The organism is Burkholderia sp. LFS061 (assembly GCF_047978125.1).
In the GTDB taxonomy this organism is placed as follows: Bacteria; Pseudomonadota; Gammaproteobacteria; order Burkholderiales; family Burkholderiaceae; genus Burkholderia; species Burkholderia pyrrocinia_C.
Genome location: NZ_JBFPFS010000005.1, coordinates 218,791 through 235,894 on the forward strand (window position 1 = coordinate 218,791; position 17,104 = coordinate 235,894).

General features: G+C 66.8%; 11 protein-coding genes. 6 read left to right on the top strand and 5 right to left on the bottom strand.

Features of this window, described 5'->3' with window-relative positions; all coding sequences use genetic code 11:
- Window positions 1-214: 214 nt before the first annotated feature.
- A complete protein-coding gene (locus ACNQQL_RS06665) occupies window positions 215-3,808 on the bottom strand; it encodes a YadA-like family protein (RefSeq protein ID WP_347063631.1) in 3,594 nt (1,197 codons plus the stop codon).
- A gap of 1,145 nt (window positions 3,809-4,953) precedes the next feature.
- Between ACNQQL_RS06665 and ACNQQL_RS06670 the strand changes: the two genes are divergently transcribed.
- Complete coding sequence (locus tag ACNQQL_RS06670; RefSeq protein ID WP_072439632.1) at window positions 4,954-5,760, top strand: response regulator; 807 nt, start codon at window positions 4,954-4,956, stop codon at window positions 5,758-5,760.
- A 21-nt stretch (window positions 5,761-5,781) separates the two neighbouring features.
- On the opposite strand, the gene ACNQQL_RS06675 is transcribed toward ACNQQL_RS06670, so the two are convergent.
- Together ACNQQL_RS06675 and ACNQQL_RS06680 are read right to left on the bottom strand one after the other, a co-directional pair.
- A complete protein-coding gene (locus ACNQQL_RS06675; RefSeq protein ID WP_347063632.1) occupies window positions 5,782-7,989 on the bottom strand; it encodes a TonB-dependent siderophore receptor in 2,208 nt (735 codons plus the stop codon).
- A 499-nt stretch (window positions 7,990-8,488) separates the two neighbouring features.
- Entirely contained in the window at window positions 8,489-9,514 is a 1,026-nt protein-coding gene (locus tag ACNQQL_RS06680) for an AraC family transcriptional regulator (RefSeq protein WP_072439627.1), read from the bottom strand.
- A 353-nt stretch (window positions 9,515-9,867) separates the two neighbouring features.
- Here ACNQQL_RS06680 and ACNQQL_RS06685 point away from each other — a divergent pair, with 353 nt between their 5' ends.
- From ACNQQL_RS06685 to ACNQQL_RS06705, 5 genes are all read left to right on the top strand, one after another.
- Window positions 9,868-11,115 (top strand): dienelactone hydrolase family protein, encoded by a 1,248-nt coding sequence (locus tag ACNQQL_RS06685; protein WP_347063633.1) that lies wholly within the window; start codon window positions 9,868-9,870, stop codon window positions 11,113-11,115.
- 40 nt (window positions 11,116-11,155) lie between these two features.
- The gene (locus ACNQQL_RS06690) at window positions 11,156-11,944 is read left to right on the top strand and encodes an SDR family oxidoreductase (RefSeq protein ID WP_204421111.1); all 789 of its coding nucleotides are present in this window, start codon (window positions 11,156-11,158) and stop codon (window positions 11,942-11,944) included.
- A 61-nt stretch (window positions 11,945-12,005) separates the two neighbouring features.
- Entirely contained in the window at window positions 12,006-13,244 is a 1,239-nt protein-coding gene (locus tag ACNQQL_RS06695; protein ID WP_347063634.1) for a styrene monooxygenase/indole monooxygenase family protein, read from the top strand.
- Window positions 13,245-13,249: 5 nt separating this feature from the next.
- Window positions 13,250-13,777: a flavin reductase family protein gene (locus ACNQQL_RS06700; protein WP_347063635.1), complete on the top strand. Its 528-nt coding sequence runs from the start codon at window positions 13,250-13,252 to the stop codon at window positions 13,775-13,777.
- 36 nt (window positions 13,778-13,813) lie between these two features.
- Window positions 13,814-14,770, top strand: a complete 957-nt coding sequence (locus ACNQQL_RS06705) for a SphA family protein (RefSeq protein WP_174417058.1) — start codon at window positions 13,814-13,816, stop codon at window positions 14,768-14,770.
- Between the two features lie 316 nt (window positions 14,771-15,086).
- On the opposite strand, the gene ACNQQL_RS06710 is transcribed toward ACNQQL_RS06705, so the two are convergent.
- Together ACNQQL_RS06710 and ACNQQL_RS06715 are read right to left on the bottom strand one after the other, a co-directional pair.
- The gene (locus tag ACNQQL_RS06710; protein ID WP_347063636.1) at window positions 15,087-16,061 is read right to left on the bottom strand and encodes a type II secretion system F family protein; all 975 of its coding nucleotides are present in this window, start codon (window positions 16,059-16,061) and stop codon (window positions 15,087-15,089) included.
- Between the two features lie 36 nt (window positions 16,062-16,097).
- Complete coding sequence (locus tag ACNQQL_RS06715) at window positions 16,098-17,075, bottom strand: type II secretion system F family protein (protein ID WP_347063637.1); 978 nt, start codon at window positions 17,073-17,075, stop codon at window positions 16,098-16,100.
- Window positions 17,076-17,104 lie beyond the last annotated feature (29 nt).

Below are 17,104 nucleotides of genomic sequence, written 5' to 3' on the forward strand. Positions count from 1 at the left end.
ATAAACCTCCACGCCACGACGGGTCGTTGGTCTTCCGCCCGTGTGTATCCGTTGAGGAGATTCGGTATTTCCCGATGCCTTGATTTTAAGCACCGCGTCGAACATCGATGGCCCGAGGTCAGCCGACTGACCCCGGGCCAAGGATTTCCCGCTGGTACCAGGCATCACAATCGCTGCCCGGCCCCCCCGGCCATTCGATGCTGCGCGACCTGCGTCAGAACTGATAACCCGCGCCCACCACCGCGCCGAAGTCCGACCGGCTGTTGCCCGTCACCGACGCCTTGACGACCCAGCGATTGCTCTCCGTCACGTACGAGTAGCCGGCGGCAAACCCCTGCTGACCGTGATAGTTCGAGGTCGCCGCCGACACCATCGAGCGGCCCGCGCCCGTCGGCTGCGGCAGGCCGGCCACCGCCATCGCCGACGCGACGCCGCCGTACATGTCCTTCTTCAGGTCGTTGAACGAGTTGTACACCTGCCCGATGCGCTGGTCGGTGTAGCTCTTCGCCTGCGTCGAAGCGGCCGTGAGGTTGTCGTTCAGCTGCTGCACGTTCACCGCGTCGGTCGGCGCCGTCCCGGCCGCGACGTTCGTGATCTGGCGCTCGCTGCCCTTCGCGCCGACCGAGAACGAATTGTCGCGATCGGCGACGGAGCCCTGGCCGACCGCCACCGCGTTCTTGCCGGTCGCGGTCGCCGTCGATCCGATCGAACCCGCATCGGCACGCGCGATCCACGTCGTGTTCGCATCGGTCGCCGCCGTGCGGATCCTGTCGTTGGCCGCCACGCTCTTCATCGCGTTGTTGAACTGGCCGACGTTGACCGCATCGTTGTCGTTCACGCCCGCCGCGACACCGGTCAGCGTGCGGTCGCCCGTCGTGCCGGAGAAATTCACGCTGGTGCCGCCCGTGTCCTTCCCGACCGTGATCGCGCCGTTCGGGTCCTGCTGCTGCACGAGGCCGGCCTTGCCGTTCGCGATGTTGGTCACGCTGCCCTGCAGGTTCGAGATGTCGGTCGTGTTCTTCGACACCTGCTGGTTGGTCGCGTAGAGCTGGGAGCCGTTCACCGCGTCCGTGCTGGTGGCGCTGAGGGTGCCGGCTTGCACGTTGGTGATGCGCGTGCCGCCGGCGCCGCCGAGCGTGATCGTGCTCTTCGAGCTGTCGTCGTACTGCACCGCGAGCGCGCCAAGCTGGTTGAGATTCGACTGCACGTCCTTCAGTTGCTTCACGTTCACCGCGTCGGTATCGCTGGTGCCCGCCGCGACGTTCTTGAGCACGACGGCCGAGTTCGTGTCGCCGCCGACGAGCGAAACCGAATTCAGCCGGTTGCCGTTCGCGTCGACATCGTATTTGACGACGTTCTTCACCGCCTCGCCGGTCTGACTGGACACCTGCGTGATCTGCTGTTCGAGAGCGGATTTCACGCCCGACAGCTGGCCGCCGTTCACCGCGTCCGTGCTGCCCGAGGCGACGTTGCCGTCGGCCACGTTCGTCAGCTTCGTCGGCGCGCCGGCGCGCGCCGCGCTGTAGGCGCCGAGTTTCGGGTCGAACTGCAGCGCGTCCTGCTGCAGCCCGGCGATCGCGGCCGTATTGCCGGCGATGTTCGTTTCGGCATTGCCGAGGCGCGTTTCGTGATTCTCGAGCGTCGTCGTGTTGCTGCCGACGCGGCCGTCGAGGTTCGTCAGCGCGTCGCCGACGTTGTTGAACGAGCCGCCGCCGACCTTATAAGCCGGCGCGCTGATCGAGCCGTCCGGATTCGCCGTTGCGCCGCCGCCGAGTGCGGCCGCGGTGCCGTCGATCGCGCGGCGCAACTGCGCGCCGTTCACCGCGTCCGTGCTGCCGGACGCCACGTTGCCTTCCGCGACGTTGGTCACGCGCACCGGGCTGCCGCCGTTGCCCGCGCCGAGCGAAACCTGCCGCTTGCTCGCATCGTCGTACTTCACGGCCAGCGCATCGAGCTGGCTCGTGCCGTCGTGAATCGCCGCGGTCAACTGATCGACGTTGACCGCGTCCGTTCCGTTCTTGCCGGCCGCGACGTTGCTGATGAGTTGCGGGCCGTTGCCGCCGTGGCTCGCATCGTACGCGCCGAGGCCCGCATTCCACTGGAGCGCATCCTGCTGGAGCGCGGCGATGTTGCCCGTGTTCGTCGTCACCTGATTGCCGACGGTCGCGATCGACTGATTGAGCGTGTCGGTCGCCTTGCCGAGCTGGCCGACGTTCACCGCGTCGCCCGCGGCAATGCCGTCCGCGACGTTGTGCAGGCCGACCGGCGCCTGCGCGCCCTGGCCGCCGAGCGTGACGCCGCCGTGCGCGTCGTCGTCGTACTGCACGGCGTTCTTCGTCGCAGCGCCGATCTGGCTGGTGATCGACGTGCTCAGGTTGCCGAGCGTCGTGCTGAGGTTGTTCGTCACGCTCGTGCTGAGCGATGCGAGGCCGCCGTTCAGTTGCCCGACGTTGACGGCGTCGTGCATGTCCTTGCCGTCCGCGACGTTGTGCAACGTGGTGCCGTTGGTGCCGGCGAACGTCACCGAGTCGAACCCGCTCGCGCCGTCGTACTTCACGTTGCGCGTATCGGCCGCCTGCAGGTTGCCGATGTCCGAGGCCGCCGTGCTCAGCGACGTGTTGATGCCGGAGACGCTGTTCTGCAGGTTCGCGATGTTCGAAGCCGCCGTCGAGATGGACGTTTGCAGCGGCGCGACGCTGCCCTTCAACTGGCCGACGTTCACCGCGTCGGTATCGGCCACGCCGGCCGCGACGCCGCCGATCGTGGTGCCGTTGCTGCCGTCGAGCGCGATCGCCGCATGCGAATCGTCCGTGTATTTCACGACGTTCTGCGTTGCCGACACGATGCTCGTGCTGAGGCTGTTGCCCACATTGGTCACACGCTGGTCGACGTTCGTGATCGACGTCGACAACGAATTGCCGACCGACGTCACGCGCGCGTCGACATTGCCGATGCCCGTGCTGAGCGTGCTGTTCACGTTCTTCAACTGCTGGACGTTGACGGCGTCCGTATCGGCCGCGCCCGCCGCGACGTTCCTGAGCTGGCGTTCGTTGCCGAGCGCGCCGAACGACACCGCGCCGCCGACCGGCGCGGCCGTGCCGCCGAATACCGGCGTGCCGCCGTTGTTCGCGCCGACGCTGCCCGAGCCGATCGCCACCTGGTTGTTGTCGTTCGTCTGCGCGCCCGCGCCGATCGCCACGGATTGCGTGCCGCCGGCGCGCGTCTGAGTCGCCGCGTCGTACGCGGCGCCGTTCGATACGCCGTCGCTCGACGTCGGGTTGGCGCCGCCGATCGCAATCGAGCGATCGCCGCTGGCCAGCGCCGAGTGGCCGAGCGCGATCGAGCTCGTGCCGTGCGCATCCGCGACGTTGCCGAGCGCCATCGAGAAATCGCCGACCGCGGCCGACTGGCGGCCGACCGCGAGCGACGTATTGCCTTGCGCGACCGCCACCGTGCCGATCGCCGTGGCCGAGTTCGCCAGCGCCTGCGAGCCGACGCCGATCGCAATCGCGCCGCCGCTGCTGGTGCCGCCCTTGCTGCTTGCATTCGACTGATCGCCGATCGCGATACCGCTGGTGCCGGCCCTGGCATTCGTTCCCTGCGTCACGTTCGAGGTGCTCACCGCCACGTAGCTCCCGCTCTTCGTTGCCACGCAGAGCGGGTTGGTCCCGTCGATGCACTGGCCATTCAGCGCGTTGTCCGGGTTGCCGCGGTCGACGAAATTGTCCGCGTGCGCGACGCCCGCGATCAGCACACCTGCACCCGTGAACATGGCGGCGGCAAGCGCCGAAATCTGATTCCTCTTCATGCTGTTCTGCTCCGTTTTGTAGCGTCTGGTTTGAATACGGACTACTTACTTTTATTGACAGCTTCGACTTCGACTGCGATTGCGACTTCAGTGCGGAACCTGTTCCCGATGCCCGGCCCGGGCGTGTCGAACGCGACACGCACCGACCGCGCAAATCGACAGGGCGTCCGATAGCCCGGGCACGCCGTCTCTTTGCGGCCCGTTCCGTTAATTCGTTACGTACATTAGGAATACGTAGTGTTATTTATGGACGAACTCTCCCCCGACTGAATCCGGAGATTCAACCCGTCTTTATAACTACCCCGAATCCGACGTCGCGCCGACCGCGACCAACCTCGTCTCTTTTATTTCATCTCCGGCAACCGGATTTCCGCTTCGATGCCCAGAACATCCGCTCGGACATACATCGACCGATGCTTCGGACTTGAATCGCGCAACGTCCATCGCGGTTCGCCGAGCCTTCGGTTGTTCCGTGCCATCCGGCGCCCAAAGTTCGGACGAATTATGAGACACGAACGATGATTATCAAAGGCGACATTGTTTATAGATTGCAAAATCCAATATATTCAATGAGTTACTTAAAATATTTCCGCTTCGCAAACGATTGCGCGCCATTGCGATTAATGGGAATGTTTTTTGCAGCAGATAAATACTTTGCCGAAGCGGATTTGAATTAAATGCAATCGAACGACTCGCGACCACGGAGTCGACTCGACCGAGCCATTGCGTGCCGGACACACATGGAGTCAGCGCGCTTTGACGAACATCAACATGGCGACACTGCAGGCAAAAACCACATCACATCCTGAAAATGCGTAAAACGACATGACGCGAATATCGACAAGCCATCTGGCGGGATTCGAAATATGCTCCTACAATTCCGCTCGCATCGATACCGGCAGCCGCGACCATTCACGACGCGACCACGGCAATTCTCCGCGCCTTTACCGGCTCAGCGATCAAAACAACGAACGCCGGGTATTGCGCCGAGCGGTTGCCTGCCGCGCAGTCCGGCCCATTCCGATTGTCGATGCGAGCGTGCGATGCGTTTTGCGCGTCGTCATAGAGCGGCTTCCGACGATTCCCCGCACCGGGCAGGCCACCCGCGGGATCACAGCCAGCCGCCTTTCCAGAACAGGTGCACGATGCCCCCATCGATCTCCGCATTGAGCGACGCCCATCTCCTGATCGTCGACGATCAGCCCGACCAGCTGCGTTTGCTGATCGACATCCTGCGCAGCACCGGCTGCCGGATCAGCATCGCATTCGACGGGGCGCAGGCGTGCGAGCGCGCGCAGGCGCTGATACCCGACCTGATCCTGATGGATGTCCGCATGCCGCGCATGGACGGTTTTACCGCGTGCCGGCTGCTGGCCGCCGATCCGCTGACGAGCGCGATTCCGGTCATCTTCCTGACCGTGGCCGGCGAATTGCACGAACGCCTCGAGGGGCTGGAGATTGGCGGCGTCGACTATGTGGTGAAGCCGTTCGAGCCTGCCGAAGTGCTCGCGCGAATTCGCGTGCAGCTCGCACGGACCCGGCGTGAGCGGCCTGTCGACACGGAGAGTCCGTTACCGGACGGCAAGGACGACGACATCATCGTGCGCGCGGCCATTCGCCACCTGTCGCGTACATTGAACGATCCGCCGACGGTCGAGCAACTGGCGCGCGCGGTCGGCACGCATGAAAAGCGGCTGTCACGCGCGTTTCGCGACAATCTCGGCCAGACGGTGTTCGAATATCTGCGGCACGAGCGGCTGCGGATCGCGCAGAATCTGCTGGATTCGACGTCGCTCAGCATCGCCAGCATCGCGAAGGAAATCGGCTTTGCCACGCCGGCGAACTTCGCGACCGCCTTCCGCGAACGTTTCGGCATCACACCGACCGAATGGCGGCGCCAGCGCCACGCGGGCCGGCGCGCCGCGACCCGCGAACCGCAACGCGGCGCATAGGCCGGGGCGGCGCGAGCGCGATTACCAGTTGTATTTCGCGCTGGCCAGCACGGTCCGCTCGTTGCCGAACACGCACACCGTGTACGACGTGCAGCCGCTGACGTAACGCCGGTCGAACAGGTTCGCGACGTTCAGCGCGAACCGCCAGTGGCGCATCTCGTAGTGCATCGCCAGGTCGTACAGCGTCGTGCTCGGCACCGTCAGCGAGTTGTCGGGGGCACCGGCCGACGCGCTCTGGTAGCGCACGCCGGCGCCGATCCCGAGGCCCGACAGCGCGCCCGTATGCCAGGTCCAGTCGGCCCACATCGACGCCATCTGCCGCGGCAGCGGCACGGACACCGGCCAGTGGTTCAGCGACGCGTCGTTCGCCCGCACGTTCTTGACGTCCTGATACATATACGACGCGACGATCGACAGCTCGCGTGTCACCTTGCCGACCGCGCTCAGCTCGATGCCGCGCGAGCGCACCTTGCCGGTCTGCACGGATGTCGTGCCGGTGGGATCGAGATTCGCCGGTGTCGGGGTCACGACGTTGGTCTGGTCGATCTGGTAAATGGCCGCGTTCAGCATCAGGTTCTGGCCGGGCGGTTGCCAGCGCAGCCCGGCTTCCGTCTGCGTGCCGCGCGTCGGCTTCGGCAAACCGCCGCCGGCCATCCGCACGCCGATGACCGGATCGAACGACGTCGAATAACCCACATACGGCGACAGCCCCGCATCACCCTGATAGGTGAGCCCGACGCGCCCGGAGAACGCACTGACGTCCTGCCGCGTCTGCGTGCCGGCCGTCCGGTCGTCGAACCGCGCATTCACGCGGTCCTCGCGGCCGCCGAGCGTCAGCGTCCAGCGCTGCCAGCGAATCTGGTCCTGCGCGTACACGCCGACCGCGTTCATCGCCGTGTACTGGTCGACGTGGCCGAGCGACGTCGGGCCGGAGAAGATCGCGGCCGTCACGGGCCGATAGACGGGGTGGTACAGGTTCAGCGACGGCGCCAGCGCGAGCCACACGCTGTTGGTCGTCGTCTGCCGGTCGAACTGCAGGCCGAACAGCAGCGTGTGTTCGAACGGCCCCGTGCCGAAGCGCGCCTGCGCGCGGTTGTCGATATCGAGCCGGCTGTAGTTGAGCTGGAACAGCCCCGCGAAACGCATCATGTTGGTCGTGCTGCGGGGCGCCAGGCCGATGCCGAACACAGTCGCGTCGTCGAGCGACAGGTGCGACCAGCGCACGTCCTGGTGCAGCGTCCAGATCGCATTCACGCGATGCTCCAGCGCGTAGCCGAGCGACCATTGCTTCTTCCGGTAGTCGTTGAACGCAGGGTCGCCCATGTAGATGTCCTGCGACAGGCGGCCGTTCGGGTTCGGCAGCACCGTGCCCGACGCGGGCAGGAAGTTCGACGAGATGTCGCCGCTGTCCTGCAGGAACGACGCGGAAAACGTCAGCGACGTATCGGCGTTCGGCCGCCATCGGAACGACGGCGCCAGCGCGACGCGCCGGTCGCCGTTCGGGCCGGTCACCGCATTGCCGTCGCGCGCAACGCCGACGAAGCGATACGCATACCGGCCGTCCGGGTCGAGCCGGTCGCCGACGTCGAACATGAACTGCTTGCGCGCATCGTTGCCGATCTGCACGCCGGCTTCGCGCACGCGCTCGCCGTCGGCGAGTTTCGTGTGCGCGTCGACGATCGCGCCGGGCTCGCCCGCGCCGTACAGCACCGACGTCGGCCCGCGCAGCACCGCGATCGAGTCGATCGTGTACGGGTCGACGCGCCAGTTCGCGATCACGGCCGTATTCGGCGTCGGCACGCCGTCGACGTACAGCGTCGGCGTGAAGCCGCGCAGCGCCGCATACCAGTCGGTCCGGCTGTCGGCGCCGAACGTCGCGAAACCCGGCACGTAGCGCAGCGCCTGGTTCAGGTCGGCCGCGCCGGTCATCTCGATCTGTTGCGCGGTCACGATGTTGGTCGTCTGCGGGATCTCGGCCACCGGCGTGTCGGTCTTCGTGCCGGCCGTGGTGCGCAGCCCGACGAGCCCGACGGACGATCCGCCGGCCGTTCCACCGGCCGTTCCTTTCACGTCGATCGGCGGTAGCACGGCCACCGCCGCTGCGCCGGCCTGCTGCGGCGCCGCTGCGTTCGACGCCTGCGCGTGCGCGCCGCCCGCTGCGGCCACGCACAACGCTCCCCCGGCAGCGATCGCCCATGCGCGTCGCGCCGCCCCTGTCTCCGTCAACATCGTTCAATACTCCGTCGTGCTGTCTTGGCCCGTTCGGCCGGATCGAGGCACGGTGCGCCGCCGGCGTCCGTCCTGCGCTGTCTTGATGGTCGTGCTGGTGATGTCGGTCGCGCGCGAGTCGCCCTGCACTGGCCGGCACTGGCCGATGGCGCAATTCGCGAGCGCAGCGATCATACCGGTCGAACGTGGCGCGGTCTTTAAAAAAAAATGCGCTTCCAGGCGAATCACGGGTTCGACGCGTTGGGGGCAGGCGAGGAAACGACGCGTGACGGATCGTCCGCCGTTCGGCAGCAGGCCGGCGCAACGGATACCGGCCTCGGTCGCGCAGGCTTCGCTAAAGCGGTGAAGGGAGAAGGTTCGGGGGCCGACCGCGCTGCATCGCGTTCTGGCGGTCGTGCCGGCCGGCTGCGCACCGTGCCGGGGGCAACTTGTCGTCAGGGCGACCCGGTAACGTCCGGGGAGCCGCACGGCGCGTGCGCGCCGGCGGTTCACTACGGGTTCAATTCCGCACGCGCCGCAACCTGAGCGTTGCCGACGGCGACTCGCCGAACGCCCGCTTGTACTCGATCGCGAAGCGCCCGAGGTGCGCGAATCCCCATTTCAGCGCGATGTCGGTGACCGACGCGAGCCCCGGCGTGTCGTCGGCCAGCAGCGCCTCGCGCACATGCTGCAGCCGCAACTGCCGCACGAAGCCCATCGGCGTGATCCCGTGGCGATTGCGGAAACCGGCGAACAACGTGCTCGGGCTGACACCGGCGAGCTCGGCGAGCCGTTCGATCGTCAGCGGCTCGTCGAGATGCGCACGGATGTATTCCTCGACGCGCCGCACGTAGAACGGCGCGAGCGCCATCGGCACGTGCCGCGTGCCGTTGCGCGCGCTGTTCGGGTGGCCGTGCAGCAGCAGGTTGAGCAACGTCGATTCGAGCTGCTCGAACGCGAGCGGGTGACGCAGCGGATGCGTATCCGTCGCGATCGCACCGGCGAGGATCGGCAGCATCTGGGCCAGACACGTCCCCTGCTGCGACGACAGGCTGAATTCAGGTTCGAATTCGACCGGCGCGCGCCGATCGTCGCCGAAATGCCGCTGCGCGTGGCGCTCCATCACCTCGCGCTCGATGCGCAGGATGACTTGCGGGCATGCATCGCCCCACCGCATCTTGAGCGGCAGCGTCGGCGAGATCAGCGACGCAGTGCCCGGCGACGACACGAAGCGCGTCGAGCCGCACTCGATCTCGGCGTCGCCGCGCAGCGGGATCTGCAACAGGAAGAAGTGTTCGAGCGGCCCCGGCTCGATGCTGACGCCGCCGCCGTAATCGAGCAAGTTCAACGACAGGTTGCCCCAGCGCGCATGGTGCATGCAGCTGTGCAACGCGCGCGACTGGCCGATAGGCGTGAGGCGGTGCGGCTTGAACACATCGGCGACGCGTGCGCGCACCTCGTCGACATCGTCCGACTGCAGCAGCAGGTTGTCGTGATTGAAACAGGCGGCGTCGGCAAGCCAGCCGGTTTCGCAAATTTGCGCCATCGAAGTTCTCCCGTCATGCTCGATCGCACTCGCGCCGTGCATGTGTTCCCGGTATTGGGGAATCCCGCTGCACGATCCGGATAGCGCCCGGAGTATCCGGACAGTCCGGCCATCCGAACCCGCAAGTCCCGCGCAAACGACGCAAGAATCGGACCGTTCGCGCATCGTAGAAAACTGTGCGGGGCTTCCGTATCCGCACATACCCGCAGTCGGCCGCGCGCCCGCCCTGGCGCGGCGGCCGGATCGTCAGGTTTCCGGAGTTCACGGATACCGGCCGAAGAAAGCGGATAGAAGCGCGCGTTTCGTCCGCCAATACTGGGCCCGTCACTGAAACGAACAGCATGGAGGGACACATGAAAGGACGTTACATCGAGATTCCGTCGCCGGAAGGCGGGACGTTTCGCGCATACCTGAGCACGCCGGCCGGCGGCAGCGGGCCAGGCATCGTGCTGTGTCACGAGATCTTCGGCGCGAACGCGACGATGCGGGAAACGGCCGACTACTACGCGGAGGAAGGCTACGCGGTGCTCGTGCCCGACCTGTTCTGGCGCCAGTCGCCGGGGATCGAGCTCGGAGATTCCCCTGCCGATTTCGAGCGCGCGATGGCGCTTTATCGCGAGTACGACGAGAACAAGGGCGTCGAGGACGTCGGCGCCGCGCTGCGCGTGCTCACGCAACGGCCGGAATGCACGGGCGAAGCCGGCGTGCTCGGCTACTGCCTAGGCGGCAAGCTCGCGTATCTCGCCGCATGCCGGCTGCCGGGCGTGGCCGCCGCGGTCAGCTACTACGGCGTCGGCATCGAGCACGCGCTGGACGAGGCCGCGCACCTGCGCGGGCGGCTCGTGCTGCAGATCGCGGCGCAGGACCGCTTCTGCCCGCCCGACGCGCAGCAGCGCATCGCCGAAGCGCTGTCGGGGCGCGAAGGTGTCGAGGTGTATGTCTATCCGGGCGTCGATCACGCGTTCGCCCGCATCGGCGGCGACCATTTCGACAAGGCCGCGGCGATCATGGCGCATCAGCGCTCGATCGCCGCGTTCCGCGCCGCGCTCGGGCCGCGCTACGACCTCTCCGCGCTGTGGGAAGCGCATCTCCTGCACGAGTTCGACACGCGCAACGTCGACGCGACGATGGCCACGATGGTGGCCGAGCCGTACGTCAACCATATTCCGACGCTGACGGGCGGCGTCGGCTACGACGAGCTCAAGCGTTTCTACACGCATCACTTCGTGCATGCGAATCCGCCCGACACCACGATCACGCCGATCTCGCGCACGATCGGCGCGAGCCAGATCGTCGACGAACTGCTGTTCTGCTTCACGCACACCACCGAGATCGACTGGATGCTGCCGGGCGTCGCGCCGACCGGCAGACGCGTCGAGATCCCGCTCGTCGCGATCGTGAAGTTTCGCGGCGACAAGCTCTATCACGAACACATCTACTGGGATCAGGGGAGCGTGCTCGTGCAGGTCGGCCTGCTCGATCCGGCCGGCCTGCCGGTCGCGGGCGTCGAAACGGCGCGCAAGCTGCTCGACGAAACCGTGCCGTCTAACGGCCTGATGCGCCGCTGGCAGGACAGCGAACCGTCGCCGGACGCGCGTTGACGCGCCCCTTCCGTCACCCTTCGATTCCGGGAGATACCCCATGACTACCCTTGCTGGCAAAGTCGCGATCGTCACCGGCGGCGCCACGCTGATCGGCGCCGCGGTCGCGCAGGACCTGACCCGTGCCGGCGCGTGCGTCGCGATACTCGATCTCGATACCGAGAACGGCTCGCGCGTCGCCGATTCGCTCGGCGAACGCGCGATGTTCGTCGCGATCGACATCACCGACGACCGTGCGATCGAGCGCGCGGTGTCGGCCATCGCCGAACGGTTCGGCGCGATCGACATGCTCGTCAACCTCGCGTGCAGCTATGTCGACAACGGCATCCAGGCGACCCGCAACGACTGGCTCGCCGCGATGGACGTGAACGTCGTGTCGGCGGCGATGCTGGCGAAGGCCGTTCATCCGCACATGGTCCGGCGCGGCGGCGGCGCGATCGTGAACTTCAGCTCGATCTCGGCCCAGTGCGCGCAAACCGGCCGCTGGCTGTATCCGACCTCCAAGGCGGCGATCCGCCAGCTCACGCGCAGCATGGCGATGGATCTCGCGCCCGACCGGATTCGCGTCAACTCGGTGTCGCCGGGATGGACATGGTCGCGCGTGATGGACGAGATGACGCGCGGCGACCGCGCGAAGACCGATCGCGTCGCCGCGCCGTTTCACCTGCTCGGCCGGGTCGGCGATCCGTCGGAGGTCGCGCAGGTCGTGACGTTCCTGTGCAGCGATGCGGCGAGCTTCGTGACGGGCGCCGACTACGCGGTGGACGGCGGTTATTCCGCGATGGGCCCCGAACAGGCGGTGCCGGCCATTCCGCGCCTGGCGGAATGACCGCCCGCCGCCGCTCCCCGCATCCATTCCGGCCGGCATCCGGCCATCCAAGGACATTCTCATGAGACGCATCGCTATCGTCGGCGCCGGCCAGTCCGGCCTGCAACTCGCCTTCGCCCTGCTCGACCAGGGCTACCACGTCACGCTCGCGACCAATCGCGACGCGGAGCAGATCCGCGCCGGCAAGGTCATGTCGAGCCAGTGCATGTTCCATACCGCGCTGCAGATCGAGCGCGATCTCGGCCTGAACACCTGGGAGGAAGCGTGCCCGTCCGTCGAAGGCATCGGCATCGCGGTGCCGCACCCGGACGGCAACGGCCGCAAGGCGATTGACTGGTCGTCGCGGCTGACCCGCTATGCACAGTCCGTCGACCAGCGCCTGAAGATGGCCGACTGGCTCGACGGCGTTCGGCGCCGCGGCGCGGACGTGCGTATCTGCGACGTCGGCGTGCCCGAACTCGAGGAACTGGCGCGCAGCCACGATCTCGTGCTGCTCGCCGCCGGCAAGGGCGAAATCGTCAACCTGCTCGGCCGCGACGACGCGCGCAGCGCGTTCGACCGCCCGCAACGCGCGCTCGCCCTCACCTACGTGAAAGGGATGGCGCCGAGCCAGCCGTATTCGCGGGTGCGCTTCAACCTGCTGCCCGGCATCGGCGAGTACTTCGTGTTCCCCGCGCTGACCACGACGGGCCCGTGCGAAATCATGGTGTTCGAAGGCATTCCGGGCGGCCCGCTCGACTGCTGGGCCGACGTGAAGACACCCGAGCAGCACCTCGATCGAAGCCTGTCGTTCCTGCAGCAGTATGTGCCGTGGGAATTCGAGCGCTGCCGCGACGTCGAGCTGACCGATCCGAACGGCACGCTGTCCGGGCGCTTTGCGCCGACGGTGCGCAAGCCGTTCTTCCGGCTGCCGTCGGGCCGCACGGTGTTCGGGATGGCCGATGCGGTGGTGGTCAACGATCCGATCACAGGCCAAGGATCGAACAACGCCGCGAAATGCGCGAACGCCTATTTCGACGCGATCGTCGCGCGCGATGCCGCGCCGTTCGGCGAGGACTGGATGCAGCAGACGTTCGAAGGCTACTGGGCCTACGCGCAGCATGTCGTGCGCTGGACCAACTCGCTGCTCACGCCGCCGCCGCCGCACATTCTCGAACTGCTCGGCGCGGCCGGCCAGTTGCCGTCGCTCGCCGCGGCGATCGTCGACGGCTTCGACGATCCGCGCCGGTTCTCCCCGTGGTGGTTCGAGCCGTCGGCGTGCGCGGCGCTGATCCGCGAACACAGTACCCGTTCGGAGTAACCGACATGGAAACGACCGTTAACTGCAGCTCAAGCGTCGACCCGATGCAATTGCGTGCCGCGTTCGGGCAGTTCCCGACCGGCGTCACCGTGATCACCACGTGCGCGGCCGACGGACGCAAGGTGGGCCTCACCGCCAATTCGTTCTCGTCGCTGTCGCTGGATCCGCCGCTCGTGCTGTGGAGCCTTCGCAAGGTCGCGCCGAGCCGGCCCGATTTCGTCGCGGCCACCCACTTCGCGATCAACATCCTCGCGCACGACCAGATCGACCTGTCGCGCCGCTTCGCGACGCCCAGTGCCGACAAGTTCGACGGCGTGCTTCACGTGGATTCGGACAGCGGCGGCGTGCCCTGCCTCGACGGTGCGAGCGCGCGCTTCGTGTGCCGCAACGTCGGCCATTACGAAGGCGGCGATCACCTGCTCTTCATCGGCCAGATCGAGCAGTTCGACGCGTTCGGCAAGGCACCGCTCGTGTTCCATGCCGGCCAGTATCGTGCGATTGCCGATCACCCCGATCTTTCACACGCCGTTTGATTAGTTATACAAATGAATATCCAGGAGGTGGTGAACATGAAACTCGGCTCTCGCTTGCTCGTCGCCGCAGGCCTCGCGATCGCCGGCCTGGCCGGCCACGCGTCGGCCAACGCGGCCGACCTGCCGCCGGTCAACCTCGGCATGACCAGTTTTCTCGACGGGATGCCGCCGGCTGGCTCCGGCTGGTACGGCACGCAGTACCTGCAGTACTACACGGCCGGCCGCATCAACGACAATGCCGGCAACAAGGTCGGCCTGCCGAAGCAGGACATCGACCTGTTCGCGGGCCTGAGCCAGCTCGTCTATCAATCGCCGCTGACGTTCGCCGGCATGCATCCGGGCCTCGACGTGATCCTGCCGTGGATTGCATCGGCGCGTACCGACGACGGCATCGGCAACGTCGCGCTGAATTCGCGGGCCGGGTTCGGCGATCTGCTGATCGGCCCGTTCATCCAGTTCGACCCGGTGATGGGCGCGCAGGGCCCGCGCTTCGCGCAGCGCGTGGAATTCCAGTTCATCGCGCCGACCGGCGCGTATGATCCGTCGCGCGCGATCAACCCGGGCAGCCATTTCTGGTCGTTCGACCCGTACTGGGCGGCGACGCTGTGGCTGACGCCGAAATGGACCGTGTCATGGCGCCTGCACTATCTGTGGAACGCGACCAACCATCAGCCGGCCGCGTCGCTCGGCCCCGACGTGACGTCGACCCGGGCCGGCCAGGCGATCCATGCGAACTTCGCGACCGAGTATGAAGTGCGCCCGGGCCTGCGGCTGGGACTCAACGGCTACTGGCTGCGCCAGACCACCGACATGAAGGAAAACGGGCAGGACGTGCCCGGTACGCGCGAGGCCGTGCTGGCAATCGGCCCGGGCGCCATGGTCAGCTTCTCGCCGCACGATCACCTGCTGTTCAATACGTACTTCGAGTTCCAAGCGCGAAACCGGCCGCAGGGGACGCGGATGGTGCTGCGTTATGTGCATCACTTCCAGTGATGCGGTGGCGCGGCGGGCACGCAAACCGGCTTGCGCGAGCGGCGCGATTCGTTCGGCCCGCGCACCGGCCGGGAGGCCGGCAACGGGGCCTTCAGGGTTAGCAGTAGGGGGCAGCCGATGAGGGCGGTGGACTACGGCTTGCTCCATGGCCGACCATGGGTCCAGGATGCGTTGACGCCGCTATGGTCGACCTGTCTCGCGGCGCCGCCTGGGGAGGGAGCCTCCATGAAGCCTGTTGCCGTGCCGGCCGGCGCGTGTGTCGGGGCCGGCACGCAAAACCTTTGGCACTGCGCTCGAAGCCGCGCGTGTCCGCCGCTCACGGCGCGATGCTGACGAACGTCGGCAGCAGCACGCGATAGACGTGAATCATCGCCGGCCCGAGCAGCACCAGCATCAGCGCGGGAAAGATGCAGAAGATCAGCGGGAACAGCAGCTTCAGCGCGATCTTCGCCGCACGCTCTTCCGCGCGCATCCGCCGCCGCGTGCGCAGCATGTCCGACAGCACGCGCAGCGATTCGCTGATGCTCGTGCCGAAGCGATCGGCCTGGATCAGCATCGCGCAGAACGACTCGATGTCCTCGACGCCGGTGCGCAGCGCGAAATTGCGCAGCGCCGTCTCCTTCGTGAAGCCGGAGCGCATCTCGAGCAGCAGCAGGTCGAGTTCGCTCGCGACCACGTCGCTGCGAAACCGCAGTTCCTCGCTCACCCGCATCAGCGCCGCGTCGAGCCCGAGCCCCGCTTCGACGCACACCGTCAGCAGGTCGAGCGCGTCCGGAAAATCCTCGAAGATCGTCCGCTGGCGCACCTTGACCCGCTGCGACAGCACGACGTTCGGGATGTAGTAGCCGATCCCGGCGAGCGCCACGAGGATGACCGACAACAGCGCGCGCTCGTCGCCGAGCTTGGTCGTGATCAGCCCCAGCAGCGCCGCGCACGGCAACGCGAGCGCGAGCAACGTCTTCGCGGTGAAATAGAGTGCGGCCGCGCTCTGGTTGCGCCACCCGGCATTCATGAGCCGGATGCGCAGCGGCGAATTCTCCCAGCCCTCCTTCGGCACCGACAGCTTCGAGATCGGGGCGGACAGCTCGACCAGCTTCGCGACCCAGCGCGACGCCAGGTCGTCGCCCAGGCCCGCGGCGGCACCCGCACCCGTATCGGCGCCACCGGCCTGCTGGAGCCGGCGCTGGATACTGCGCGGCGCGAACAGCAGCATCGCGACGAGCACGCCGCCGACCACGAAGATGAACAAGCCGCCCAGCATCACGGCCTGGACCACGTTCAGATTTTGCATGACAGCCTCGCAACGGTTCGTTATTCGACTCGCGCGTCAGACGCGAATGCGGACAATGCGGCGGATCCAGAACAGGCCGAAGAGCATCGACACCAGCATCCCGCCGACCATCCTGATCCCTGCCGGATCCTCCCAGAGCACCGACAGGAACTCGCGGTTCAGCAGCGCCATCGCCGCGGCGGTACCGAACGGCAGCAGCCCGAGAATCCACGCCGACAGCCGCCCTTCCGCCGACAGCACGCGCACCTTGTCGAACAGCTTGAAGCGCTCGCGGATCAGCGCGGCGATGCTGTCGAGCAGCTCGGCCAGGTTGCCGCCCGTCTCGCGCTGGATCAGCACCGCGATCACGAAGTAGCGCAGGTCCTGCACCGGCACGCGCGTCGCGAGGTTCATCAGCGCGTCGTGCAGCGACACGCCGTAGTTGACTTCGTCGAACGTGATCCGGAACTCGCCGCCCATCGGATCGGGAAACTCTTCGCCGACCATCCCGAGCGTGCCCGTGAACGAATGACCGGAGCGCAGCGCGCGCGCGATCATGTCGCAGATGTCCGGCAGCTGCCGCTCGAGCTTGAGCATCCGGCGCGCACGGCGGCGCATCACGTACATCGTCGGCAGGCACGCGGCAAACAGCGCGCCCGGCAGCGCGGCCAGTTGCGGCAACGTGGCGAGGCTCAGCGCGAGCCACGTGAACGCCGCGAACACCACGCTGAGCACGATCAGCTTCGGCAGCGTCCAGTCGAGGCCCGATTGCTGGATCACGAGATCGAGCGAGTGCACGCGCGGCAAGCTCAACAGCAGCCGGTCGAACGGCTTCGAATCGTCGAGCATCCGCTTCTTCAGGATCGACAGCCGCTCCTGCTGCACGTTGCCGCCGGCCGACATCGCGCGAATGCGCGATTCGATCCGGCGCGCGGCGGCGCCGTGCCGCGCGTTCCACCATTGATAGGCGCCTTCGATCGCGAGCACGACCGCGACGAAGGTGAGAATCACAAAACCGTAAAAGATCGTGTTCATGAAGCCTCCCCGGCAGCAAACGGCGCCAT